Genomic DNA, 24,216 nt, shown 5'->3' with positions numbered 1-24,216 from the left:
TTGCCAAGGCTGGACATAATTTGCGATCAAGCTTAGAACGCGCCGGATTGCCGGGGAATCTATGGCCGAATTGTGTCTGGATCGATTCGCCGGCAGAGGGGGCAGGGCGGAATTCCGCGATAATTGCGCAGAGGATGGTTAGGCCGTGAGCGAACACGTAACGACAAGCGAGGCTTCAACAGAGCCTACTCGCCGTGATTTCCTTTATCTCACCACTGGTATGGCAGGTGCTGTCGGCGCCGTCGCGGTTGCCTGGCCGTTCGTCGACCAAATGCGCCCGGATGCGTCGACGCTGGCGCTGGCCTCCATCGAAGTCGATGTTGCGAGCCTCGAGCCCGGCATGTCGCTGACGGTCAAGTGGCGCGGCAAGCCGATCTTCATCCGCAACCGCACGGCTGAAGAAGTGAAGGCCGCCGCCGATGTTGCGCTGGCGGACCTCAAGGATCCGATCGCCCGCAATGCCAATCTGCCGCCCGAAGCTCAGGCAACGGGTGTCGACCGTTCAGGTGGCAAGGACAAGGAAAACTGGATCGTCATGATCGGCACCTGCACCCATCTCGGCTGCGTGCCGCTCGGCCAGGCCGGCGAATACAATGGTTGGTTCTGTCCCTGCCATGGCTCGGTCTACGATACGGCCGGCCGCATCCGTAAGGGTCCTGCGCCGCAGAACCTGGCGATTCCGACCTTTTCATTTATATCCGATACCAAGATCAAGATCGGTTGAGGGGAGACTGATTAATGAGTGGCCATTCCAGCTACGAGCCATCAACCGGCCTTGAGAAATGGGTCGATGCGCGCCTGCCTTTGCCGCGCATGGTCTATGACAGCTTCATCGCCTATCCGGTTCCCAGGAACCTGAACTACGCCTATACATTCGGCGCCATGCTCGCCGTCATGCTGATCGTGCAGATCCTGACGGGCGTGGTGCTGGCCATGCACTATGCCGCCGACACGACGATCGCCTTCAACTCCGTTGAAAAGATCATGCGTGACGTCAATCATGGCTGGATGCTGCGCTATATGCATGCCAACGGCGCCTCCTTCTTCTTCGTCGCCGTCTATCTGCACATCGCCCGCGGCCTCTATTACGGTTCCTACAAGGCACCGCGCGAAATCCTCTGGATCCTCGGCGTGGTCATCTACCTGCTGATGATGGCGACCGGCTTCATGGGCTACGTTCTGCCGTGGGGGCAGATGTCCTTCTGGGGCGCGACCGTCATTACCGGCTTCTTCTCGGCCTTCCCGCTGGTCGGCGAATGGATCCAGCAGTTTCTGCTGGGCGGCTTCGCCGTCGATCAGCCGACGCTGAACCGCTTCTTCTCGCTGCATTACCTGCTGCCCTTCATGATCGCCGGCGTCGTCGTCCTGCATATCTGGGCGCTGCACGTCGTCGGCCAGACCAACCCGACGGGCGTCGAGGTCAAGACGAAGACGGACACCGTGCGCTTCACGCCCTATGCGACGATGAAGGATGCGCTCGGCGTCTCAATCTTCCTGCTGGTCTATGCCTATTTCGTCTTCTACCTGCCGAACTTCCTCGGCCATGCCGACAACTACATCCCGGCCGACCCGTTGAAGACACCGGCCCACATCGTTCCGGAATGGTACTTCCTGCCGTTCTACGCGATGCTGCGTTCGATCACCTTCAACGTCGGCCCGATCGACTCCAAGCTCGGCGGCGTGCTGGTGATGTTCGGTGCGATCATCGTGCTGTTCTTCCTGCCCTGGCTCGATACCTCGAAGGTCCGCTCGGCGGTCTACCGTCCCTGGTACAAGCTGTTCTACTGGCTGTTCGTGATCAACGCGATCATCCTCGGCTGGCTGGGTTCGCAACCGGCGGAAGGCCTGTTCACCACGATTTCGCAGATCTGCACGCTTCTCTACTTCGCTTTCTTCCTGGTCGCCATGCCAGTTCTCGGCCTGGTGGAAACGCCGCGCCGCATCCCGAACTCGATCACCGAAGCGGTGCTCGAAAAGCGCAACAAGACAGCTGCCGCCAGTGCGGCGGCCAATGCGTAAGCGCGCGGCGGAAGGGAACAAAAACATGAAAACGCTTGTTGCAAGCATTCTTTCGCTCGCAGTCGCTGCTGTTCTCGGCAGCGCCGCCGTCGCCCAGGAAGCGACGCCCGCCAACGGTGCTGCTCCTGCCCATCACGCGGAAAGTGCGACGCCGCACTATCCGCTGAAGGAGCCGAAGGAGGAGGAATGGACTTTCGCCGGTCCGTTCGGCCATTACGACAAGGCTCAGCTTCAGCGCGGCCTCAAGGTCTACACCGAAGTCTGTTCCGCCTGCCATTCGATGAACCTCGTGCCTTTCCGCATGCTCGACGAGCTCGGCTACAACGAGGGGCAGGTGAAAGCTTTCGCCGCGAACTACGAAGTCCAAGACGGCCCGAATGCGGCCGGCGAGATGTTTACCCGCAAGGCGGTCCCTTCCGACCACTTCCCGGCGCCTTTCGCCAATGCGGAGGCGGCTGCCGCTTCCAACAACGGTGCGGCTCCGCCTGATTTTTCGCTGATCGCCAAAGCCCGCGAAGTCGAGCGCGGCTTCCCGCAATTCGTCTTCGACGTCTTCACGCAGTATCAGGAAAACGGCCCGGACTATATCCACGCGCTGTTGACCGGCTATGAAGAGCCGCCGGCCGGTTTCCAAGTGCCGCAGGGGGGACATTATAACCCGTATTTCCATGCCGCTGCCGTCCTCGCCATGCCGAAGCCGCTCTCCGATGGCCAGGTGACCTATGACGACGGCGCACCGCAGACCGTCGACCAGTATTCCAAGGACGTCTCCTCCTTCCTGATGTGGGCCGCCGAGCCGCATCTTGAGGAGCGCAAGCGCACCGGCTTCATGGTCATGATCTTCCTGGCGATCTTCACGGTGCTGATCTACCTGACGAAGCGTTCGGTCTACGCCAACAAAGAGCATTGAGCGCTCCTTGCCGGAATCTTAGAGGCGGCTTGCGAGCCGCCTTTTTTGTTGGTTCCGCCCCTGGCAATTGATAGGGTGCGGCGAATTTCGCTCGCAGATATGGACTTTCGATGGACAAGAATATGACTTCGGAGCTGGCCGCCAGCATCCGCTCCATCCACGACTACCCCAAGCCCGGCATCATCTTTCGGGACATCACCACGCTGCTCGGCAACCCCCGCGCTTTCCGCCGGGCGGTCGACGAACTCGTGCAGCCCTATGCAGGCACGAAAATCGACAAGATTGCCGGCATGGAGGCGCGCGGCTTCATTCTCGGCGGTGCGGTGGCGCATCAGCTTTCCTCCGGCTTCGTGCCGATCCGCAAAAAGGGCAAGCTGCCGCACGAGACCGTGCGCATTGCCTACAGCCTGGAATATGGCGTCGACGAGATGGAGATGCACCGCGATGCGGTGCAGCCCGGCGAGAAGGTGATCCTGGTCGACGACCTGATTGCAACCGGCGGCACGGCGGTGGGTGCCACGAAGCTGCTGCGCCAGATCGGCGCGGAAGTGGTCGGCGCCTGCTTCGTTATCGACCTGCCGGACCTTGGGGGTCGCAAGAAGCTGGAAGAGCTCGGCGTCGTCGTTCACACCCTGGTCGAATTCTCCGGCCACTGACCCGGCATTCCGCACGCGGCGTCAGTCGAATTCCAAGACGCCGCTTTCGAAGCGCATGACGGGATCGCCGTTCTGATTGGCGCCCTCGCAGAGGATGGTGTTGAGGTGCCAGCCCGGCCGCGACGCGAGCGGCCGGCTGGAAAGGAGGGTGACGGAATAGGTCACGACGTCGCCTGGGAAGATCGGCCGCAGCCATTGCAGTTTCTGGAAGCCGGGTGAAGGGCCGAGGTTCGGAGCCGTCATGCCTCTTTGTGCGAGGGCGACGCTCTGGCTTTTCCAGAAGGCGAGGAAGGTCCGCATCCAGGCGGCGGTGGTGTGCCATCCCGAAGCGCAAAGGCCGCCGAAGAGGGTATCCTTGGCTGCTTCCTTGTCGACGTGAAAACGCTGCGGATCGAAGCGCGTCGCGAAGCGGATGATGTTTTCCTCGGTGAAGGTGTAGCTGCCGATCTCGGCCTTCTCGCCGACGGCGCAAAGCTCGGACATTCTCATGCTGATGTCTCCGGGCTGATGCTGATGTCAGTGAGGCCGGGGTGCATTCGGATCATGACCGAATTCTCCGAGAGACAAACGAGTTCGCCGCGCTGGTTTTCCATCTCGTGACGGAACTTGACGATGCCCATTCCGGAGCGCGAGCGCATCGGCCGGGCTTCGAGCACGGTCGAGTGGCCTTGCAGCGTGTCGCCTGCCAGCACCGGCTTGCGCCATTCCATCAGGTCTATGCCCGGCGCACCCTCGCAGAGCGCGTTCAGGATATAGCTGTCGGCCATCATGCGCATGAGCATCGAAGAGGTATGCCAGCCGGAGGCCGCGAGCCCGCCTAGAATGCTGGCGCGGCCGGCAGCCTCGTCGAGATGCATGGGCTGCTGATCGAATTCCCGCGCAAACTCGATGATTTCCTCGGCCAACACCAGCTTTGGACCGAGGGCGAAGCGGCGGCCGGGCTGGAAATCCTCTAGGGAAAGCTTTTCTGCCGTCATTCGTACCTCCGCCATATGCAGCGCCTAGAACAGGATGTTTTAGGCAGGTCGGCCTAAAATCTGATTCCTGTTCTAAATTAAAGAGTTAGAGCATGATGTCATAAGAAAACCGCTTACACTTTTCGGCGTCTTGCTCTAGTGCTTACAATAGCATCCGCGCGGGCTCAATGATTCCGGGGAGATAAACCGGCATGACTGAACTAAGGTCGATACTCGACGAGGCAGCGCGCGAAGGGCTGATTTCGCCGGAGGCGGGCGGGCGGCTTTTGCCATTTCTGAGCGAGCGCGGCGTCGCCGTCGTCGGGCACGCCATCGGCGTTGCCGAGGGGCGGCCGGCCGTGGCGGCGCAGGGGCAGGCATGGTCGGACACAGAGACGCCGCGTTTCGTGCGCGGCTTCCACGACGTGCTGATCACCATCGGCGTTATCGTGGCGCTTTGCGGCCTCTGGGGGCTTGCCGCACTTTATGCCGTGCTGCCTGCCATCATCGTGCTTTCGGAAATCCTGGTGAACCGCCAGCGGCTTGCCCTGCCGGCCGTCAGCCTGACGATCGCGCTGTTCTGCTGGACATGCCTGCTGATGTCCCGTTTCTTCCCGCCGTGGACTCCGACCTCCCAATCTTTCGGAGCGGAGGCGACGCAGTTCGTCGCCGGCTTCCCGATCATCCTCGGCGCTTATTATGTCCGGTATCGCGTGCCGCTGTCGCTTGCGCTCTGCATCATGTCGGTGCTTGCTTTCGTCCTCACTCTGCTTTTGCGGCTGGTGCAATGGGCGAGCAGCAATCCTGCGTTTTTCCTCGATCATCCCGTCGCGTTGGCGCTGCTTGCCCTTATCTGCGCGCTCGGACTGTTTGCCATGGCGCTCTATTTCGATCTCGGCGACCGGCTGCGACGGACGACGCGTTCCGACATCGCTTTCTGGCTGCATCTCGGCGCCGCGCCGGCGCTGCTCTACAGCACGGTTTCCCTGCTGTCGTTCGGGGGAGACGTCCATATCTTCGACGTCGCGAACATGTCGGCGCGGACACCTGCAGTCGTTGCGACGGTGACGGCGCTGATGCTGATCGGTCTCATCATCGACCGGCGCGCCTTCGTGACATCAGGGCTTCTGTCGCTCGGCGTGGCGATCTTCAGCGTCTTCCGGCAGGGAAGCGCCACAGCCGACACCTATATCTTCTCGACGCTGATTGTCGTCGGCGCAATCGTATTAATCATCGGCACCGGTTGGATGCCACTTCGGCGGCTGGTGCTGCGTGCACTGCCGCCGGCAATCGCAAACCGACTGCCGCCGGGTTAAGGCTAAGGCGGCAGCGTTTTCACTTAGGTGTTGAAGCGGAAGTGGATGACGTCGCCGTCCTGGACGACGTATTCCTTGCCTTCGTCACGCGCCTTGCCGGCATCCTTGGCGCCGACTTCGCCGTTGAATTTGATGTAGTCGTCATAGGCGATGGTGTTGGCGCGGATGAAGCCGCGCTCGAAATCCGAATGGATGACGCCGGCGGCCTGCGGCGCCTTGGTGCCGCGCTCGATCGTCCAGGCACGCGTTTCCTTCGGGCCGACGGTGAAATAGGTGATGAGGTGGAGCAGCTTGTAACCGGCGCGGATCAGCCGGTCGAGGCCGGCCTCGTCAAGGTCGAGGGCGGAGAGGAATTCCTTGGCCTCATCCTCGGGAAGCTGAGCGACCTCAGCCTCGATCGCCGCCGAGATGACGACGGTTTCGGCACCCTGTTCGCGAGCCATGACGGCGACGGCCTCGGTGAATTCGTTGCCGGTCGAAGCCTCGGCCTCGGCGACGTTGCAGACGTAGAGCACGGGATGCGAGGTCAAAAGGTTGAGGCTCTTGAGGATTGCGATTTCCTCGGCATCGAGCGTCGACAGCAGCGTGCGCACCGGCTGGCCTTCGTTGAGCAGCTTCAGCGACGCTTCCATGATCGGCAGCATCGCCATCGACTCCTTGTCCTTGCCGGTGGCGCGCTTGCGCGTCTGCTCTGTCCGGCGCTCCAGGCTTTCGAGGTCGGCGAGCATCAACTCGGTCTCGATGGTCTCAGCATCGGCGACAGGATTGATGCGGCCTTCGACATGGGTGATGTCGCTGTCTTCGAAGCAGCGCAGCACATGGACGATGGCATCGACTTCGCGGATATTGGCGAGGAACTGGTTGCCGAGACCTTCACCCTTCGAGGCGCCGCGCACTAGGCCGGCGATGTCGACGAAGGAGATCCGGGTCGGGATCAGCTCCTTCGACTTGGCGATGTCGGCAAGCTTGCGCATGCGCGGATCGGGCACGGCGACTTCACCAGTGTTCGGCTCGATAGTGCAGAAGGGATAGTTCGCCGCCTGTGCCGCGGCCGTCTTGGTGAGCGCGTTGAAGAGGGTTGATTTGCCGACGTTCGGCAGACCGACGATGCCGCATTTGAAACCCATGGCGAATACCTGCTGTTCTTAAATTCGTTGCTGGTGCCTATGGGATAAAGGAGCAATGTGGTCAAGTCTTAGAGAGCTTTTACCTTGCTCACTTGCCGATGGATCGGTGCTGACCTATTCTTGATGGCGACGGGGATTTCGACGCTCGGCGGATGTCGTCAGTATGCCGGTCACCCAATTGACCCTCTCGATGCCAGACTGGCGCTGCTGCATTCAAACTGGGAATTGCGGCGACGGCCTGTCGAAAACTCGTCATCGACAATGATTCAATGGTCTTGACATTTCCTGACCCATGTCAACGGGTGGATTTTTCCGATGAGTGACAATGACATAGCCCTTAAGCCGAAGACCAAGGTGAAGCTGAAGCTGGACAAGCCGAAGCTCTACAAAGTCATTCTCGTCAATGACGATTATACCCCGCGCGAATTGGTCATTATGATCCTGAAGTCAGTCTTCCGTATGAGCGAGGAGACTGGCTACCGGGTGATGATGACCGCGCACAAGCTCGGCTCCTGCGTGGTCGTGGTCTGCGCCAGGGATATTGCCGAGACCAAGGCCAAGGAGGGCATAGACCTTGCGAAGGAAATGGGCTTTCCGTTGATGTTCACGACGGAGCCGGAGGAATAAGTTCGGATTCAGGGCCGGCGGATCTGAAAGCCGGTCTTACCTCGCACGAAGCCGCAGTTTTCGTAGAAGCGATGCGTTGCCGGGTTGGTCGAGCCGGTGAGCAGCATCACCTTGTAACAGCCGGCCTTCCAGGCCTCAGTCACCGCATGGCCGATGACGCTGCCGGCATAACCGCACTGGCGGTGACCGGCATGGGTGACGACGTTTTCGATCAGCGCATAGGAGGCGCCGTTCCGCGTCAGATTCGGCACGACGATCAGGGTGGCGGTGGCAGCGGCGAGATCGCCGGCAAAGCCGATGAAAACAGTCATTCCGGGCTGAGCGAGGATGGCGGAGAAGCGTTCTTCGGCCATGGCTTTGTCGAGAACCGGATCGGCCGGGTTCAAATGCCGATAGAGGAGGGTCAGTCCCGGTAGATCGCTTGCAACGGCGGCGCGGATGGCGACATTCCGCTCCGGCACCAGTCTCATTCTCCCTTGTTGCCGAACATCTTCTTCAGAATATCGGCCATCGGACCAGTGGTCAGGAGCTTCGGCTGATTGTGATTGCGGGCCTGGTGGATATGCGACTGGCCGGCCGGCTTCTTTTCGGTCGTCTTGTTCGCCTTCCGCGGCTTTTCCTCCTCGGCCTTGCCGCCGAGCGCCAGCGCGATCTTGTTCATCAGCTGCGAATCCTCGTTTCGCACCAGCATGTCGGCATTGTCGGCAAGCGTGTCGAGAAGCGGCTCCAGCCAGGCCTTGTCGGCCTTGGCGAAATCGCCGAGCACGTGGTTCTGCACCATGTCCTTGACGCCGGGATGGCCGATGCCGAGGCGCAGCCGCCGGTATTCCCTGCCGCAATGGGCGTCGAGCGACTTGATGCCGTTGTGGCCGCCATGGCCGCCGCCGGTCTTCAGCCGCGCCTTACCGGGGGGAAGGTCGAGTTCGTCGTAGATCGCCACAAGGTCGGCGGGCTCGAGTTTGTAGAAGCGCATCGCCTCGCCGACGGCCTCACCGGAAAGATTCATAAAGGTCTGCGGCTTGATCAGCAGCACCTTCTCGCCGCCGACTTCGCCTTCGGCGATTTCGGCCCTGAACTTCTTCGACCAGTGCGAGAAGCTGTGGCGCCGCTGAATGGCGTCGACGGCCATGAAGCCGATATTGTGCCGGTTGCCGGCGTATTTGCTGCCGGGATTGCCGAGACCCGCGATGATCAGCATGGCCTGTCTTTCTTCGCTAGAACGTCCCGACGTTCACCACCGCGAAACGATGGCAAAGTCAAGCGGAAAGGGCATGAGCCAGTTGAGCAGAATCACTCCGACAGGTTCATGCCGTATTTCAGGAAGATCTGCTTCTGGTCGCCATCGGCGATCAGCTTGTCGAGGGCAGCCTGCATCCTGGCGAGCAGATCGTCCGGAAAGCTTTTCTCGCAGGCGATGCTCATCGGCTGGGCGGAGAGTACGGTCACCATTTCCACCGGCTGGTCGGCCTTCAGCTTTTCGAAATAGAGTTCGGAGATCGGCATCATGTCGATGCGTCCGCCGAGCAGCTTGCGTAGCGTCGCGTTGAAGTCGCTGGCGACATCGAGCTTGGTGAAACCCTTCTCCTTCAGGATCGTCTCGGTATAATCCTCGCGTTGGGTGCCGATCGTGTATTTCTTCGCCTCGTCCAGATTATTGGCGGTGACGCCCGAACCCTTGCGGGTGATCAGGATGTTGCGATCGATCAGCAGCGGCTCGACCCATTTGAACAACGGGTCGCGGGCGCCATTGTGGGCGGTGGCGAACACACAGGTCATCGGCGCCGTGCGGGCAAGGCCGAAGGCGCGCGCCCACGGCATGACCTCGATTGTGTAGTCAACGCCGATCGCGGCCATCAACTTTTCGACCTGCTCGACGGTCGCGCCCTTGATCTCCTTGCCTTCGCGATAGTTGAAGGGGGCATAATCCTCGGTGGTGAAAGTCACCGTTTGCGCATGGGCAGCGCCGGGCAGCGCCAGGCATGCGAGAAGCAGGAGCTTTTTCATCGTATCATCTCCTTCATGAGGCGCGTGCGACGGCCGATTCCGAGGCTATCAGTTGCTCGATCAGCATGGCTGCATGCTGTGGACGATGGAAGAGGTAGCCCTGGCCATAATCAAGCCCCATCTGGTGAAGCGTGCGGCATTCCTCTTCGGTCTCGATGCCCTCGGCGATGACGGTGCAGTTCATCTTGTGGGAGAGCGTGGTAATGCCTTCGATCAGCATGCGGCTCTTCTGGCGCACGTCGTCATCACCGTCGTTGATGGCGCGGGTGAAGGACTGATCGATCTTGATGATGTCGACAGGGAAGCGGTTGAGGTAGCTCAGCGACGAATAACCGGTGCCGAAATCGTCAAGCGCGATGCGGCAGCCGAAGCGGCGAAGCTCGGTGACGATCATACGGATCTGCGGGTTGTCGTGCATCAAAACGGCTTCGGTAATCTCGACGACGATTCGCTCGGGGCGGATGCCATGGCGACCGACGATGGCAGCGAGGCGGGCCGGCAGCGCCGGCTCGAACTGCAGCGGCGAGAAGTTGATGGCGAGATAGGTATCCTGCATGCCTGATATGCGGGAGATTTTCGCGAGATTGCAGATCGCCTTTTCCATGATGACGTTGCCGACGCGGACGATCTTTGCCGTCTCTTCGGCGACGCTGATGATCTCGGCCGGCGGCATCAAGCCCTTGTGCGGATGGTTGAGGCGCATCAGCGCTTCGAAACCGGCAATACCGCGACCGTTCAGATTGACGATCGGCTGCAGGAAGGCCTCGAACCAGTTGTCGACGAGGCCGGCTTCGATATTGGCCTCGATCTCGGCGCGGCTGCGGGCCCGGTCGAGCATCGCGTTGTCGAAGAGCTGCGCGCCATTCTTGCCGTCGCGTTTCTTGGCATACATCGCCAGGTCGGATTTCTGCAGCAGTTCGGCCGCGGTTGCGGCATGGTGCGGATAGATGGCGATGCCGACGGAAGCGCTCAGATGCATGTCGGGGGCGAACGGCGTTTCGAAGATCGAGGCGATCTGCTCGCACATCACCTTGGCGCGTTTTTCGGCGTCCTTCGCCGGCAGCAGGATGGCAAATTCGTCGCCGCCGAGACGGGCCGCCTCATCGGAGGGGGCAAGATAGGTCTTCAGACGCTCGACAAGCTCGATCAGCGCCATGTCGCCGGCGGCATGGCCCATATTGTCGTTGATCCATTTGAAGCGATCGAGATCGACGAAGAGGCAGGCGAGTTCCTGGCCTGCCGCGTCGGCGGCGGCGATCTTGTTGTCGAGGACGGCTTCGAAGCCCTGGCGATTGAGAAGCCCGGTCAAATGGTCGGTGATCGCCTGGCGGTGGTTGCGATCTTCGGAGGCCTTGAGTTCGGTCACATCGGTCATGACCGATAGCGAGAGGCGGTCGTGAACGCCGGCTTCCGCCTCCGATTCCATGATGAGGACGTCCATGATGCGGCCATCCAGGCAGACGAACTTGACGGTGACGGTCATGCCGCTATCCGCCTGGCGGCGCTTGAGGAACTTGTCGCGGGTGGTTGATGTGACCAGATCGGCGAAGTTGCGGCCGATGACGGCGGCGCGGTTATATCCTGTGGCAAGCAGCCAGTAATCGCTGACGGCGGTGATGCGGTCTTCCTCGTCGAGCGAGAAGAGCATGGCGGGCGTCAGATTATAGATGTCGGTGGCGCGGCGGTGGGCGAGCTTCAGCTCCTTCTCCTCGCTTTCAAGCTTGGTCTGCATCTCGTTGAAGCTGCGGGCAAGCCGTCCCATTTCATCGTTCGATTGCCAGTCGACATGATGGCGGGAGCCCAGCTGGCGGGTGGCCTCGATGGCTGCCGTCAGCCGCATCAGCGGCTGGATAACGAAGAAACGGTTGCCGATCAGCGCGGTGCCGAAAACGGTCAGCACCGCGAAGATGAAGATCGAGATGAAGACGACCTCTTCCTGCTTCAGGCCGGAGAACAGACCGAGCGCCGGATAATAGACGCTGATGCTGCCAAGGTTCTTCGGACCGTCGACGGTGTTGTAGATGATGGCACGCGACACCTGGACGAGCTTGCCGTCGAAGGAGCGCGGAATGGTGGACTGACTGATGTCGAGCTGGCCCGACTGGTCGCGCACCTCGACTTTGACGATGGCACCCTGCGAAACGACCGTCGCGCTGATCTGGGTGACGCTCTCCTCGTCGAGATCCCAGAGCGGCTTTGCCAGCGCCTGGGCATTGGCGACAAGAAGAACAGAAATATGATCGCGTATTTCCTTGTCGGCCCGTTCCGAGGAAAGAAAAAGGAAGAGAACAAAGAGGGGAGCGACAAAGACAAGCAGCGCTCCACAAACTATCGCAAAAAATCTGTTCTCAACGGAATTGTTCATTGGTTCCGTCTACTCCCCAGGCCGGCCAAATTTGCTGCTGCGTGTTCGGGCAGGCTTCTTCGCAGCTGACGGGGCATGCTTTCACGAATATATTAAATTTGCTGAAACGGAGGCCTATGCCGGGCAATGAAAAGCCCGCTTTCCAGGGGAAAGCGGGCCATATGCTTTACAAATTGGTCGAAGCGATCAGGCTTCGGCTCCGCCTTCTGCAGCGGTCTCGTCAATGCCGCCGGCCGGGGCAATGATGGTCGCGATCGTGAAGTCGCGGTCGATGACCGGGGTGACGCCCTTCGGCAGGGTGACTTCCGAAATATGGATGCTGTCGCCGATCTTCTTGCCGTTGAGGTCAACGTTGAAGAATTCGGGGATCGCATCGGCCGGGCAATGAACTTCGACTTCATGGCGAACGATGTTCAGAACGCCGCCGACCTTGATGCCCGGGGACTTCGCTTCATTGATGAAGTGAACGGGGATTTCGACGGTCACCTGGGTGTTGCCGGAGACGCGCAGAAAATCGACATGCATCGTGAAGTCACGGACCGGATCGAGCTGGTAGTCCTTCGGCAGAACCTTGTACGTCTTGCCGTCGACTTCGATCGTCGCCACGGTGGTCATGAAACCACCGGCATGAATGCGCTTCGTCACCTCATTGGTGTTGAGAGCGATGGCAATGGGGGCCTGCTTGTCACCATAGATGACAGCGGGAATTAAACCGTTGCGGCGAAGTTCACGGGCGGACCCCTTACCAACCCGTTCGCGCGCCTCGGCCTTGAGCTCGTAAGTTTCCTGGCTCATGGCTATTCCTTTCGAGGTTATATGGAGAGTTCGACGGCTGGCAGAAGCCTTGCTCCGACGAACCGGAGGCGGGTATGACCCAACCTCATCCGCATTGCCTCCAAGGGTGTCTACGCGGACCGGTGGCCTATATTATAAGTCGCTCGGAAACGCAAGTTGCGGATTGAGGGTGTTTTCCGCTGATATCCGCCCTTCGGCAAGCCGAAACCGCACTCGACATCGAGGCGATGGTATCGACGGTGCCGGAAGCGGCAAAATCGCCATTCCCGGCACAGTCGAGGTTGACATCGGCGCGCTTCACCTCTTTGGATGCCGCATTCAAAAAGCGGCTGAGGAGAAATCGGACTATGCGTCTCAAACTTGTCACGGCAACGAGCTTGCTGGCACTTTGCCTTGTCACTACGGCGCAGAGCGTCGAGATCAACCAGGACGGCGCCGACGCGCTCAAGGGCAACCTGACGAAGCTGCTTCCGAAGGAATTGGCGAAGAGCGGCCTGGTCACCGTCAATCCGGCCGGCACGCGCTACGAGATCATCTACGATCTGGCGAAGCTGCTGACCAAGGTCGATCCGGCGACGTTCACGATCAACGGCCTGGCGCCGTTCTCGACGTTTGCCACACCGCTCGATAGCGGCCTCTGGAACATCGAGGGTGACAACAAATTCAACGTCTCCGGCCATTTCAAGGGCAAGGACGAGAAGCCGACGGATTTCTCCTATTCCATCGCGTCGCTTGTTTACGCTGGTGTCTTCGACCCTGCGATCAGCTATCTGCGCTCCGGCACCTCTACGGCCAAGGACATCAAGCTCACCAGCAAATCCGACACCGACGAAGTCAGCGCCAGCATCGCCAGCATGGACCAGAAGCTGAGTTCGACGGACAGCGCAGGCGGCAACGGGCGTATCGATCTTACGGGCAGCGGCTCGATGTCGACTTTCGTCGAGCAGGTTTCCGGCGCGCAAATGCCGCCCGTTGAAATCCGGGCCGACTCGATCGATGTCGAGGCCAAGGTGAACGGTCTGCCGGTCAAGCAAATCCGCGAGATGGTCTTCTTCATTCTCGATCATGTCGAGGAGAAGGAGTTGAGCCCCGAAAACAGCGGCAAGATCAAGGGAATCCTCAAGGGGGCCTTCCCACTTCTCACCTCGTTCAGTGAGACGATCGGGGTCAACAATCTGACCGTCAACACGCAGATGGGCAATGGCGGCGTCAAGGCGTTCGGCTATAACGTCGCCATGGATGGGCCGAGCGACGCCATGCGTTTCGGCTTCGGCATGAATGCGCAAGACATCAGCCTCGACAGTCCGTTGATGCCGGCAAGCTATTCGGCCTTCATGCCGACCAGCTTCGATCTGCAGCTTGCGGTTCCTAACCTGGATTTCGCAAGTTTTGGCGATGCCTTCATGGCGATGGATTTCAACGACAAGGCGCCGGAGACGAGCGGCGAGGAGATGGGCAAGAAGCTCTTCCGCGACGGCCAGCTTACGGTCGAATTTCCGAAGATCAGCGCCAAGTCGGATGTCTACGATATCGACATGACCGGCAAGATCGAAGGACGCGTCGATAGCCAGAAGGACTATTCGATGGAGGCGACCATCCTTGCCCGCGATCTCGACAAGACGATCGCCGCGGTCCAGGAGCTTGCCAAGACCGATCCCGATCTCAATCAGGTCTCCTTCGGCATCATGATGGTGAAGGGCTTTGCCAAGACCGATGCGGATGGACGCTCGCGCTGGGATATCAGCATCAGCCGCGACGGCGCGATCGCCGTCAACGGGCAGGTGGTCAAGGAAGCGGATCAGCAGCCGTAATCCTACCGGACCGATATTGGGTCTTCGTTCGAAGAGCAGACGCGCCGCCTGGGATATCATCCCTTGCGGCGCATCAGCGTCGACGCCATGTCGAGAAAGGCGCGCAGCTTCGGCTGCGTCTGCGAGCGGGCAGGAAAATAGGCGAAGAGGCCTGGCGAGGTCGGTAGAAAAGCGTCGAGCACACGCTCGAGCCGCCCTGACGCCACCGCCTCGCTGACCGAGATATCCGGCAAATAGACAAGGCCGAGCCCGGCTTCGGCGAACTGGAGCAGCAGCAAGAAATCGTTGACCATCAGACCGCCGGGCGGATCGACCGAGAAGTCGCGCCCGGTGCGCTCGAATTCCCAGCGATAGATGGCGCCCGATGTCGGATAGCGGTAGCGGACCGCTTGATGGCGGGTAAGATCCTCGGGTGTTTCCGGCCTGCCGCATCGGGCGAAATAGTCGGGCGAGCCGACGACCGTCCAGGTGATATCGGATGTCAGCCGCATGGCGATCATGTCCTTTTCGATCGCCTCCCCGATGCGGATGCCGGCGTCGAAGCCGCGTTCGGTGATGTCGATCGCCGCATCGTCGACCGAGATCTCCACTGAAATATCAGGATAGGCTTTGCGGAATCGCGGCAATAGCGGCGTCACGATCAGCGGCACGGCCATGCGCGGCACCGTGAGGCGCAGATGGCCGAGCGGGCGGTCGCGGAAGCCGCCAAGCATGTCGAAGGCGTCGGCGATGTCGGCAGCAGCCGGACGGACGCGCTGAAAGAGTGCCGCACCTGCTTCAGTCAGCGCGACGCGCCGCGTTGTGCGGACAAAGAGCGGCAGGCCGAGCCTCGTCTCAAGCGCCCGAATCGTCTGGCTGACGGCGGTTGGTGTGACGCCGAGCGATGCGGCGGCAGCAGTGAAGCTCCTGGCGTCTGCGACCGCCAGGAATTCGGTCAGTCCGGTAAAGGGATCAGGCGCCATCGGTCGATTATGAAGTTGAGCTTCATAAGCCTTATCGAATTCGCGGATTTTTCGCAATAATCCTTTCTGGCATTGTCTTTCCAGCCGATCACGACAATCCAACGAATGGAGAGATGACATGCGATATACGACCCTTGGCCGGACCGGACTTGCCGTTTCCAGGCTAGCCTTTGGCGCGATGACCTTCACATCGGGCGATCGCAGCATCGGTTCGATCTACAAGACCGATGCCGATGTTGCCGATGCGCTGGTCGGGCAGGCTCTTGATGCCGGCGTCAACTTCTTCGATACGGCCGACGCCTACGCATCCGGTCAGTCGGAAACGATCCTCGGCCAGGTTCTGAAGGCGCGGCGCAACGAGGTGGTAATCGCCACCAAGGTCGGCTTCCGCACCGGTACGCTGCTCGGCCAGGCCGGGCTCTCCCGACGTCACATCCTCTGGTCGATCGAGCAGAGCCTGAAACGGCTCGGAACGGACTGGATCGACGTCTATATCGTCCATAAGGAAGACCCGTTCACGCCACTGGAGGAGACACTTTCGGCGCTCGATGCGGTGGTGCGTTCCGGCAAGGTGCGTTATATCGGCTTTTCCAATTGGTCGGCGTGGAAGGTGGCGGCGGCGCTCGAAATCCAGAAGGCCAACGGGCTCGCCCCCTTCACGCATGGACAAATGTACTACTCGCTGCTCGGCCGCGATGTCGAGCGCGACATGGTTCCAATGCTACAGCGTTACGGTCTTGGGCTGACCGTCTGGAGCCCGCTCGCCTCGGGGTTTCTCTCCGGCAAATACACTCGCGAAACGCTCGGCGATCCGGAAAACCGCTATTCCGGTTTCGACATTCTACCCTTCGACAAGGAACGGGGCTTTGCGCTGGTCGAGCGCATGCGGGCGATCGCGACGGCGCACGGGACGAGCGTCGCGCAGGTGGCGATCGCCTGGCTGCTGGCGACGAAGGCGGTCACCAGCGTGCTGCTCGGGGCTTCGAAGCCGCATCAACTGGCCGACAATCTCGGCGCGGCGGATCTGGTGCTGGATGAAGGGGAACTCGCAGCCCTTGACGCGGCGACCGAGCCGGCGCCGGTCTATCCGAACTGGTTCATCGATAATTTCGTCGATTCACAGCAGAAGGCTGCTTTCAGCCGCTGAGCGGCAGCATCGCAATTTGAGAAAAGCCGTCTGCATATCATTGCGGACGGCTTCCCCGTGCCGGCAGATAGCTGAATTTCAGTCGAAAAGGCTAGAGACAGACTCTTCCTGGGCCGTTCGGCTGATGGCTTCGCCGATCAGCGGCGCCGTCGTCACGATGCGGATATTGTGGGCCGAGAGCACGGCCGTGGTCGGCTGGATCGAATCCGTGATGACGAGTTCGCGAAGCTTTGAGGACGCGACGCGGGTGACCGCGCCGCCGGAAAGCACGCCGTGGGTGATATAGGCGGTGACGCTGGCTGCGCCCTTGGCCAACATCGCGTCGGCTGCGTTGCAGAGCGTGCCGCCGGAATCGACGATGTCGTCGATCAGCAGGCAGTCCTTGCCGGTGATGTCGCCGATGATGTTCATGACTTCTGAGTCACCCGGCCGATCGCGACGCTTGTCGACGATGGCCAGAAGACAGTCTAGCCGCTTGGCAAGCGCGCGGGCGCGAACCACGCCGCCGACATCAGGCGAGACGACCATGACGTTGCTGAGGTCATAATGGCTCTTGATGTCGCGCGTCAGCACGGGCATGGCGAAGAGATTGTCGGTGGGGATATCGAAGAAGCCCTGGATCTGCCCGGCATGAAGATCGAGCGTCATGACGCGGTCGGCGCCGGCTTCGGTAATGAGGTTTGCAACCAACTTGGCGGAGATCGGTGTGCGGCCTGAAGCACGACGGTCCTGACGCGCATAGCCGAAATAGGGAAGCACTGCGGTGATGCGACGGGCTGAGGAACGACGCATCGCGTCGATCATGATCAGCAGTTCCATCAGGTGGTCATTAGCGGGGAAGGCGGTGGGCTGTACGAGGAAAACGTCCTCGCCGCGCACATTTTCCTGGATTTCCACGAAGATTTCCTGATCGGCAAACCTTCGAACACTGGCTCTCCCCAAGGGAACGTTGAGATAGGTGCAGATCGCTTCGGCGAGTTGCCGGTTCGAATTGCCTGCGAAAACCTTCATTTTGGTCCGCCTGTTATGCGCTGATAGCCGCGCTTTTTAGCCAGCTTCCCCGTGAATGCAAGGGGAAAGGCGCCACAGGCATTCATATTTGCAAAAAGTTTGTGACTAACCGCCCTGCGCCTGCCGCCAGGAAGAGAATTCCGCGATGGTTTTCGAGCCGATCTGCTGCATCACCGAGGCAGGAACGCCCGCCCAGGGGTCGGCCGCCGCCGTCGGCACGCTTTCCTGCCCCTGAATGCGGTGCAGGCGGCCGCCGCCACTGTCGAGGACGTCCCAGACGTAGACCACGGTGACCTTGCCGTCGTCGCTGAAGGCGGAGAGATAGCCTTTGAGAATGTAGTCGCTGCTCGCATCGGTCGAGCTCTTGATGGAAAGGCCGTGCGCGCGGGCCTCGGCGCCAAGCTGGCGCGAAAGCGGCGTCACCGCCTGCACCGGTGCGCCGATGATCGGCAGGAAGCGCACCGTGTTGCCCCGGCCAGAGGAGGCGCGGGCGTTGAGAGCGGCGGTCTGTTGCGGCTGTTGCGTCTCGGCCGGTTGCTGCGTCGACTGTGCGGGAAGTTGTTGTCCGTTGGAAGCCGGCGGTGGCAGCGATTGCCCCTCGATCGGAGCGGAGGCGGCGGGCGAGGAGCTGCTTCGCGACAGGGCGTCTGCCTGCTCCTGCATTGTCGTCGGCGGTGCGCCGGTGCCCGCCCGATAGGCCTGCTGCGACTGATCATAGGCTGGATGGTAGGTGCGCGGCTGCGAATTTCCGGCGAAGACCCGTTGGCGGGAGCCCGCCAGATCCTCGGCCTCGCTCTGCGTCACCGGACTCGACGACGCGCGCGCGGAAGAATCGCCGATATCGACCTGCGGTGTCAGCGCATCGGTGGTATTGCAGGCGGTCAGCAGCGCCGTTACGACCAGGAGCGTGGGCACAATCGCAGCTCGCGTCATCCCTTGATCCGTCCTTCCCATCGCATCAGCCCCGTCCGAATTTATGCGGGCGGGGGCGGGCGTCTGTCAATTCCGGATTCTCAAGGGTCAAAGACCGATGAAATCGAGCGGATGGCGGGACAGCGCGCGCGGCGCATCCGCCGTCGTCAGATAGGTCTGGCCAAGCGTCATCGCGGTGCCCGTGTCGGAATCGGCGATGATCATGTGCACGAAGAGCGACATGTTCGGCTCGATCGGTTGCGGATTGCCGACATGGAACATCTGGTGCTCCATCCAGGAGGGCGAGAAGCGGGCGCCGAGCGAATAACCGCAGGCATTCAGCCGGTGGCGGGCGAGGCCGCGCTCGTCCATGATCCTGGCATGCATGTCGAAGACATCGCCGAAGGTGTAGCCGGGCTTCAGGACGGTCTCAATCGCCTCGATGGTTTCACGGCAGGCATTATAGAGCTCGCGGTGGCGTTGCATCGGCTCGCCGATGACGATCGTGCGCATCATGGCCGCATGGTAATGGGCGTAAGCGCCTGCCCATTCGAGCGTCAGCTGGTCGCTGGCGTCGAGCTTGCGGCGGCCAGCCTTGTAACGGCAAAGCAGGGCATCGGCGCCGGAGCCGATGATGAACTCGTTGGCGGGATAGTCACCGCCGCCGGAAAAGATCGCGCCCTGCATGGCGGCGAGGATATCAGCCTCGTCGGCGCCGGGTTTTGTCAGCCGGATCGCGGCATCGAGCGCATCGTCGGCGAGGATGGCGGCACGCTCGACATAGGCGACCTCAGTCGGGCTTTTGACGAGGCGCAGCCGACTGACGAGGTAGGAAGCGTCGACAATCTGGCCGAAGGTGGTCAGTTGCGCATCGAGCAGGCGGGCGACGCGGCCGGTCATGCCGTGCGTATCATATTCGACACCGATGCGGGCGCCGAGCAGGTCCATCTCGACCAGCAGGTTCTTCAGGTCGAGCGTCGGATCGGCGTTGATCCGGTCCACCCAGATATGGATGTCCTCGAGGATCGAGGTATGCCTGGCCTGGCGAAGATCGGCCGAGCGGGTGATCAGCGCCATGGTGCCGTCGCTCTTGACGATCATCGTCTGGAAGAAGCAGTAGCCGAAGGTGTCGTAGCCGGTCAGCCAGTACATGCTTTCCTGAGCGAAGAGCAGCAGGGCGTCGAGCTTCTCTTCCTTCATTTTCTCGGTGAGGCGCGCAAGCCGGCTTGCGAATTCGGCCTTTTCGAAGTGCAGTGCCATTCTGCTCACGTCTCCCTGATTGATATCGCGGAAATCTGGCGGCCGTAATCCGGCTCCTTGCGATGTGTCGTCCTGCGGTAGGAAAAGAAGCGCTCGCTGTCCGGATAGGTGCAAAGGCCGAGGTTTTCGGTCCGCACGCCGGCTTTCGTCAACCGGTCGACGGTCAGCGCCGGCAGATCGAACATGGCGTGGCTGGGCGTTGCCGAAGGCGCGAAGAAACGTTGGTAATCCGGGTTCTCGGCGATGAAGCGCTCGATGAATTCCGGGCCGACCTCATAGCTTGTCTGGCTGATCGAGGGGCCGAGGCAGGCGACAATATGCGTGCGGTCCGCCCCCAGCGCCTCCATGGCGGCGATGGTGTTTTCGAGCACGCCCGTCAGCGCGCCCTTCCAGCCGGCATGGGCAGCGCCGACGACGCGATTGTCCGGGTCGGCGAACAGGATCGGGCCGCAATCGGCGGCAAGCACGCCAAGCGCGATGCCAGGGGTGCGCGTCACCATCGCATCCGCATCGGGGCGGGCGCCGTCGTAATCGGCGTCGACCGTCACGACGTCTGGGGAATGGACCTGATGCACGGTCGCCAGCCGCTCGACCGGCAGGCTGAACCAGGCGGCGACGCGGCGGCGGTTTTCCAGGACCTTGTCGCGTTCGTCACTGGAGCCGAGGCCGACATTGAGGCCACGATAAAGCCCTTCGGAAACGCCGCCGGCCCGGGTGAAATAACCGTGGCGAATAGTGGCGCCCGCCGCTTCGTTCAGCAGCGCGCTTTCGATCGGTGCGGGAGAAGCCGCGTCCTGCATCTGTGATTCCGGGGTTTTTTAAGGGGTTTGTTATTATCCCAAGCGCATCGCACAGGCGGCGCGCTTCAAGTTCTTGTTCGCGCGGATGTTGAACCAGCCGCGGGCGCCCTGTCAATCCACCGGACGAAAGGGCATGAGGTCGACTGCGGGATGAGAGACCGCCATCACCTTGAAGAGTTCGCCCATCCGGCCTTCACCGGCTCCGGCGAGCCGTTCCACTGCCGTCTGGATGACTTGCTGGGTTTGCGGTTCGCGGTCGTGGCCGAGGGCAGCGGCACGTTCGAGGATGCCGAGGCCGCTCAGAAAATCACCCTGATGCAGGGCGCCGTTCAAATGGACGCCGACCGCAAGCGCCGTTTCGGCGAGCTGTTGAAAGTCGACATGGCTCGTCAGATCTGCTTCACCGGGATGGGCGAGCGGCGGGTCGAATTCATGCATACGCACGGCCTGCAGCGTATCGCCGAAGCCGGTTACGAGATGGCCATAGTCGATCGCGAGCGCTGTTCCGCCGAAGGCGCGCAGCCGCTCGCAGATTGCCATCATCACAGCCTGGCGGGCAGGCGAGATCTCGAAGAGCGTGCCGAGCGGCAGGTTCTGCACCAGTTCGGGGAGAAGTGCCGGATCGAGGCCGGCGACGCCGGCGGCGAAGGTCAGCGCGCCATCGGCATCAATGCCGATCATGCGCTCGCGGAAACCCGTCGGCATGCGGACGAACTGGCGGATCGGGATAGCGTCGAACAATTCGTTGGCGGCTATCAGCGTGAAGCCTGATGGCACTTCGTCGAAGCCGTCGTGCCAGGCGATTTTTCCGGCGTAGGCTTCGAGCGTCTGGCTCTGGACGTCGCGCAGGCGTTCGCTGGTTTCGACGAGATGCACGGTCATCGCGTCGAAAAGCGGCGGGGCGATGCGGGAGATGACGCGCAGCATATCGGCCATCATGGTGCCGCGACCGGGGCCGATCTCGACGAGGCGGACGCCCGTCGGGGCGCCGTGACGTTGCCAGGCATGCACGATGAAGACGCCGATCATTTCGCCGAAGATCTGGCTGACCTCGGGCGCGGTAACGAAATCACCCGAACGGCCGAAGGGCTCGCGGGTGCGATAATAGCCGTGTTCGGGATCGGCCAGGCAGAGCGAGAAATAATCGGTGACGCTGATCGGGCCGTTGGCCTGGATGATCGCCTTGATCTTTTCGCCTAGAGCGGTGGTCATGTCGCGCGTCCTGCCGTTTTCAGAGCTGCAGCGCAGCCTGGCGGCGTGCCCGCAGCATCGCCCAGAGGCCAAGCAGGATCATCGGGAACGAGAGCACCATGCCCATGGTCAGCCAGTTCGTGCCTAGGAGGTAACCGAGCTGGGCGTCAGGCTCGCGGAAAAATTCGACGAAGATGCGCGACAGCGCATAACCGCAGACGAAGACACCGGTGATGAAGCCGGGGCTTTTCAGCGCGCGCATGCCGTAAACGAGAGCGGCCAGCACCAGCAGGAGAACGATGCCTTCGAGGCCGGCTTCGTAAAGCTGGCTTGGGTGGCGGGCGAATGGACCGCCGCTCGGGAAGACCACAGCCCAGGGCACGTCGGTCAACCGGCCCCAGAGCTCGCCATTGATGAAATTGGCGATGCGGCCGAAGAAGAGGCCGAAGGGAACGACGGTGGCGACGATGTCGAACAGGCTCCAGATCGGGATAGCGTTGCGGCGGGCAAACAAGATCATGGCGATCGTCGTGCCGGTGAGGCCGCCATGGAAGGACATGCCGCCGTTCCAAATCTCGAGTGCACGGATAGGACTGCGCAGGACGGCGGGGAGATCATAGAAGAAAATATAGCCGAGACGACCGCCGAGGACGACGCCAAGTGCCGCCCAGACGATGAAATCGTCAAGCTGCGTCCTTGACATCGGCGAGACATTGCCCAGCCAGAGTCCATCATTGGCGGCGAGGCGGCGCGCATAGGCCCAGCCGAGCAGGATGCCGGCGACATAAGCAAGACCGTACCAATGAATCGCCAGCGGGCCGACCGAAAAGGCAATCGGATCGATGTCAGGGAAAGGCATGATGGCAAGGAGATTGGCTGCTGTCGGCAAGGTTTTCCCACCTGTTTGTTTGCGCGGAACATGCCGCTGCGATCCCGGACGGTCAAGTCCATTGTTCGTGATGGCCCTTCCGCAGCCGGTTCAGGCACGCTTATCCCATGCAAAGCGCTTGCATCGCGGCTGGCGAAGCCCTACCTCAATCTTTGAGGCCCCGAAGGGCTGAATTCACCTCATGCGAAGGGAGAAAACCGCCATGACGACCGGAACGAACCGCATCATGGACGAATTCGCCAAGCTGATGACCGATGCGGCTGGCGCCGCCCAGGGCGTCCGCAAGGAGATCGAGACCGCCTTCAACGCTCAGGCGGAGCGCTGGCTGAATAGCATGGATATCGTCAAGCGCGAGGAGTTCGAGGCGGTGCGCGAGATGGCGATCAAGGCGCGCGACGAGAACGAGGCGCTTACCGCCCGCATCGCGGCACTCGAGGCGAGGCTTGCCGGCGAGGGTCACTAAGGCGTCGCGATCTTTCAGATTCGCTTCCTGCGCTTTAGGTCTCTGTTTTTTCGCATGTCGTAACCGCAAAGCCGCTGAACACTTTTGCGCGACATGCTTCAAAGTCCCGACATGAAGCAGATGCGGCAGCCGCCTTCATTGCAGATGCCGCATGTGCCACAAAAAAATCAGGTGAATTTTCCGCCTGTGGACACTGCCAAAAAAGCCAATTCGCAGAGTCGCTTATTCTCCCTTCTGAATTGAGTTTCGAAGAGCTTTCCACAGTCGCCCGGTCCTATTTTCCCCCCAGGGGGCTGGCAGGGGGCAGGTGGCATTATACACTGATTTTAAATGATGATTCGAAGCGACTTGGTAAGCTCCGGGCAGGTTTTCTGCGTTACGTCTGGCAGCGGTTCAACGATCATCCGAGTGGTGGTTTCCGGTATTTGCGTGTGTCTTTCTTGTGTTCATACATCAAGTTAGGTCGCATTCGTTCCGGTCAAGAAGGTGCTGCATGAACCTGATGGAATTGGAAGTTGAGCGTCAGTCGAACCCGGTCGACATGATCGAGTACGTTGCCTCCCACAACGACTGGTCGTTCGAACGGTCCGGCGAGGACGAGATCGCGATGACGGTCGAGGGGCGCTGGACGGACTATCACGTCTCCTTCTCCTGGATGGAGGAATTCGAAGCGCTGCACCTTGGCTGCGCCTTCGATATCAAAGTTCCCGACATCAGGGTCAACGAGGTGGTCAAGCTGCTCTCGGCGATCAATGGGCAGGTGCTGATGGGGCATTTCGACCTCTGGCGCCAGGAAGATGTCGTCATTTTCCGCCAATCGCTGCTGCTTGCCGGTGGCGCGGAACCCACAAATCGCCAGGTCGAGGTGCTGCTTTCCAGCGCGCTCGACACCTGCGAAGCCTATTTCCAGGCATTCCAGTTCGTCGTATGGTCCGGCATGGAAGCGACGAAAGCGATGGAAGCCGTGCTGTTCGAAACAGTCGGCGAGGCATAAG

Annotated in this window: 25 protein-coding genes; 10 read left to right on the top strand and 15 right to left on the bottom strand. The window is 61.0% G+C overall.

Translation table 11 applies throughout. The features are described from left to right. Window positions 1-145 precede the first annotated feature (145 nt). The 4 genes from petA (at window position 146) to HJB84_RS10365 (ending at window position 3,585) form a co-directional block, all read left to right on the top strand. Window positions 146-724, top strand: a complete 579-nt coding sequence (gene petA / locus HJB84_RS10380) for a ubiquinol-cytochrome c reductase iron-sulfur subunit (protein ID WP_207581297.1) — start codon at window positions 146-148, stop codon at window positions 722-724. 14 nt (window positions 725-738) lie between these two features. Continuing rightward, window positions 739-2,019 (top strand): cytochrome b N-terminal domain-containing protein, encoded by a 1,281-nt coding sequence (locus HJB84_RS10375; RefSeq protein WP_207581296.1) that lies wholly within the window; start codon window positions 739-741, stop codon window positions 2,017-2,019. Between the two features lie 25 nt (window positions 2,020-2,044). Then, the gene (locus tag HJB84_RS10370) at window positions 2,045-2,929 is read left to right on the top strand and encodes a cytochrome c1 (protein ID WP_207581295.1); all 885 of its coding nucleotides are present in this window, start codon (window positions 2,045-2,047) and stop codon (window positions 2,927-2,929) included. Between the two features lie 110 nt (window positions 2,930-3,039). After that, entirely contained in the window at window positions 3,040-3,585 is a 546-nt protein-coding gene (locus HJB84_RS10365; RefSeq protein ID WP_207581294.1) for an adenine phosphoribosyltransferase, read from the top strand. Window positions 3,586-3,606: 21 nt separating this feature from the next. Here HJB84_RS10365 and HJB84_RS10360 read toward each other — a convergent pair whose 3' ends face one another. Both HJB84_RS10360 and HJB84_RS10355 read right to left on the bottom strand, forming a co-directional pair. Then, window positions 3,607-4,074 (bottom strand): MaoC family dehydratase, encoded by a 468-nt coding sequence (locus HJB84_RS10360; RefSeq protein ID WP_207581293.1) that lies wholly within the window; start codon window positions 4,072-4,074, stop codon window positions 3,607-3,609. Next, complete coding sequence (locus HJB84_RS10355; RefSeq protein WP_207581292.1) at window positions 4,071-4,562, bottom strand: MaoC family dehydratase; 492 nt, start codon at window positions 4,560-4,562, stop codon at window positions 4,071-4,073. Before HJB84_RS10355 ends, HJB84_RS10360 begins: the two co-directional genes overlap by 4 nt. Before the next feature lie 191 nt (window positions 4,563-4,753). Between HJB84_RS10355 and HJB84_RS10350 the strand changes: the two genes are divergently transcribed. After that, on the top strand, window positions 4,754-5,857 hold the full coding sequence (locus tag HJB84_RS10350; RefSeq protein ID WP_207581291.1) for a hypothetical protein: 1,104 nt from the start codon (window positions 4,754-4,756) through the stop codon (window positions 5,855-5,857). A 23-nt stretch (window positions 5,858-5,880) separates the two neighbouring features. Here HJB84_RS10350 and ychF read toward each other — a convergent pair whose 3' ends face one another. After that, entirely contained in the window at window positions 5,881-6,984 is a 1,104-nt protein-coding gene (gene ychF, locus HJB84_RS10345) for a redox-regulated ATPase YchF (protein ID WP_207581290.1), read from the bottom strand. Window positions 6,985-7,299: 315 nt separating this feature from the next. Between ychF and clpS the strand changes: the two genes are divergently transcribed. Continuing rightward, window positions 7,300-7,611: an ATP-dependent Clp protease adapter ClpS gene (gene clpS / locus HJB84_RS10340; RefSeq protein ID WP_207581289.1), complete on the top strand. Its 312-nt coding sequence runs from the start codon at window positions 7,300-7,302 to the stop codon at window positions 7,609-7,611. A gap of 8 nt (window positions 7,612-7,619) precedes the next feature. Here the strand turns inward: clpS and HJB84_RS10335 are convergent, their stop codons facing one another. From HJB84_RS10335 to HJB84_RS10315, 5 genes are all read right to left on the bottom strand, one after another. Next, window positions 7,620-8,081 carry a GNAT family N-acetyltransferase gene (locus tag HJB84_RS10335; RefSeq protein WP_207581288.1) on the bottom strand — a complete coding sequence of 154 codons (462 nt, stop codon included), beginning with the start codon at window positions 8,079-8,081 and terminating at the stop codon, window positions 7,620-7,622. Further along, the gene (gene pth, locus HJB84_RS10330) at window positions 8,078-8,809 is read right to left on the bottom strand and encodes an aminoacyl-tRNA hydrolase (protein ID WP_221115858.1); all 732 of its coding nucleotides are present in this window, start codon (window positions 8,807-8,809) and stop codon (window positions 8,078-8,080) included. Before pth ends, HJB84_RS10335 begins: the two co-directional genes overlap by 4 nt. A gap of 92 nt (window positions 8,810-8,901) precedes the next feature. Further along, a complete protein-coding gene (locus HJB84_RS10325) occupies window positions 8,902-9,615 on the bottom strand; it encodes an ABC transporter substrate-binding protein (RefSeq protein ID WP_207581286.1) in 714 nt (237 codons plus the stop codon). A 13-nt stretch (window positions 9,616-9,628) separates the two neighbouring features. Further along, complete coding sequence (locus HJB84_RS10320; protein ID WP_207581285.1) at window positions 9,629-11,980, bottom strand: EAL domain-containing protein; 2,352 nt, start codon at window positions 11,978-11,980, stop codon at window positions 9,629-9,631. 186 nt (window positions 11,981-12,166) lie between these two features. After that, a complete protein-coding gene (locus HJB84_RS10315; protein ID WP_164013558.1) occupies window positions 12,167-12,775 on the bottom strand; it encodes a 50S ribosomal protein L25/general stress protein Ctc in 609 nt (202 codons plus the stop codon). 347 nt (window positions 12,776-13,122) lie between these two features. Here HJB84_RS10315 and HJB84_RS10310 point away from each other — a divergent pair, with 347 nt between their 5' ends. Then, a complete protein-coding gene (locus tag HJB84_RS10310) occupies window positions 13,123-14,586 on the top strand; it encodes a hypothetical protein (RefSeq protein ID WP_221115857.1) in 1,464 nt (487 codons plus the stop codon). A 56-nt stretch (window positions 14,587-14,642) separates the two neighbouring features. Here HJB84_RS10310 and HJB84_RS10305 read toward each other — a convergent pair whose 3' ends face one another. Continuing rightward, window positions 14,643-15,548 carry a LysR family transcriptional regulator gene (locus HJB84_RS10305; RefSeq protein ID WP_207581282.1) on the bottom strand — a complete coding sequence of 302 codons (906 nt, stop codon included), beginning with the start codon at window positions 15,546-15,548 and terminating at the stop codon, window positions 14,643-14,645. 118 nt (window positions 15,549-15,666) lie between these two features. Here HJB84_RS10305 and HJB84_RS10300 point away from each other — a divergent pair, with 118 nt between their 5' ends. Then, window positions 15,667-16,695, top strand: coding sequence for an aldo/keto reductase (locus HJB84_RS10300; RefSeq protein ID WP_221115856.1), 1,029 nt, complete (start codon window positions 15,667-15,669; stop codon window positions 16,693-16,695). A gap of 78 nt (window positions 16,696-16,773) precedes the next feature. Here HJB84_RS10300 and HJB84_RS10295 read toward each other — a convergent pair whose 3' ends face one another. The 6 genes from HJB84_RS10295 to lgt form a co-directional block, all read right to left on the bottom strand. Next, window positions 16,774-17,706, bottom strand: a complete 933-nt coding sequence (locus HJB84_RS10295; protein WP_207581280.1) for a ribose-phosphate pyrophosphokinase — start codon at window positions 17,704-17,706, stop codon at window positions 16,774-16,776. Window positions 17,707-17,811: 105 nt separating this feature from the next. Next, window positions 17,812-18,639 (bottom strand): hypothetical protein, encoded by an 828-nt coding sequence (locus HJB84_RS10290; protein ID WP_207581279.1) that lies wholly within the window; start codon window positions 18,637-18,639, stop codon window positions 17,812-17,814. 87 nt (window positions 18,640-18,726) lie between these two features. Next, window positions 18,727-19,878, bottom strand: coding sequence for a Xaa-Pro peptidase family protein (locus HJB84_RS10285; protein WP_207581278.1), 1,152 nt, complete (start codon window positions 19,876-19,878; stop codon window positions 18,727-18,729). Between the two features lie 5 nt (window positions 19,879-19,883). Beyond that, a complete protein-coding gene (pgeF, locus tag HJB84_RS10280; protein WP_207581277.1) occupies window positions 19,884-20,678 on the bottom strand; it encodes a peptidoglycan editing factor PgeF in 795 nt (264 codons plus the stop codon). A gap of 111 nt (window positions 20,679-20,789) precedes the next feature. Then, on the bottom strand, window positions 20,790-21,890 hold the full coding sequence (locus HJB84_RS10275) for a class I SAM-dependent methyltransferase (protein WP_207581276.1): 1,101 nt from the start codon (window positions 21,888-21,890) through the stop codon (window positions 20,790-20,792). Window positions 21,891-21,909: 19 nt separating this feature from the next. Further along, complete coding sequence (lgt, locus tag HJB84_RS10270) at window positions 21,910-22,758, bottom strand: prolipoprotein diacylglyceryl transferase (RefSeq protein ID WP_207581275.1); 849 nt, start codon at window positions 22,756-22,758, stop codon at window positions 21,910-21,912. A gap of 202 nt (window positions 22,759-22,960) precedes the next feature. Between lgt and HJB84_RS10265 the strand changes: the two genes are divergently transcribed. Together HJB84_RS10265 and HJB84_RS10260 are read left to right on the top strand one after the other, a co-directional pair. Continuing rightward, window positions 22,961-23,221: an accessory factor UbiK family protein gene (locus HJB84_RS10265; protein ID WP_207581274.1), complete on the top strand. Its 261-nt coding sequence runs from the start codon at window positions 22,961-22,963 to the stop codon at window positions 23,219-23,221. Between the two features lie 493 nt (window positions 23,222-23,714). After that, the gene (locus HJB84_RS10260; RefSeq protein WP_207581273.1) at window positions 23,715-24,215 is read left to right on the top strand and encodes a YbjN domain-containing protein; all 501 of its coding nucleotides are present in this window, start codon (window positions 23,715-23,717) and stop codon (window positions 24,213-24,215) included. Window position 24,216 lies beyond the last annotated feature (1 nt).

Origin of the sequence: Rhizobium sp. NZLR1b, assembly GCF_019685155.1 — a bacterium.
Lineage (GTDB): Bacteria > Pseudomonadota > Alphaproteobacteria > Rhizobiales > Rhizobiaceae > Rhizobium.
Note: the sequence above shows the minus strand (reverse complement) of the source record. Positions and strands in the feature narration are given on the sequence as shown.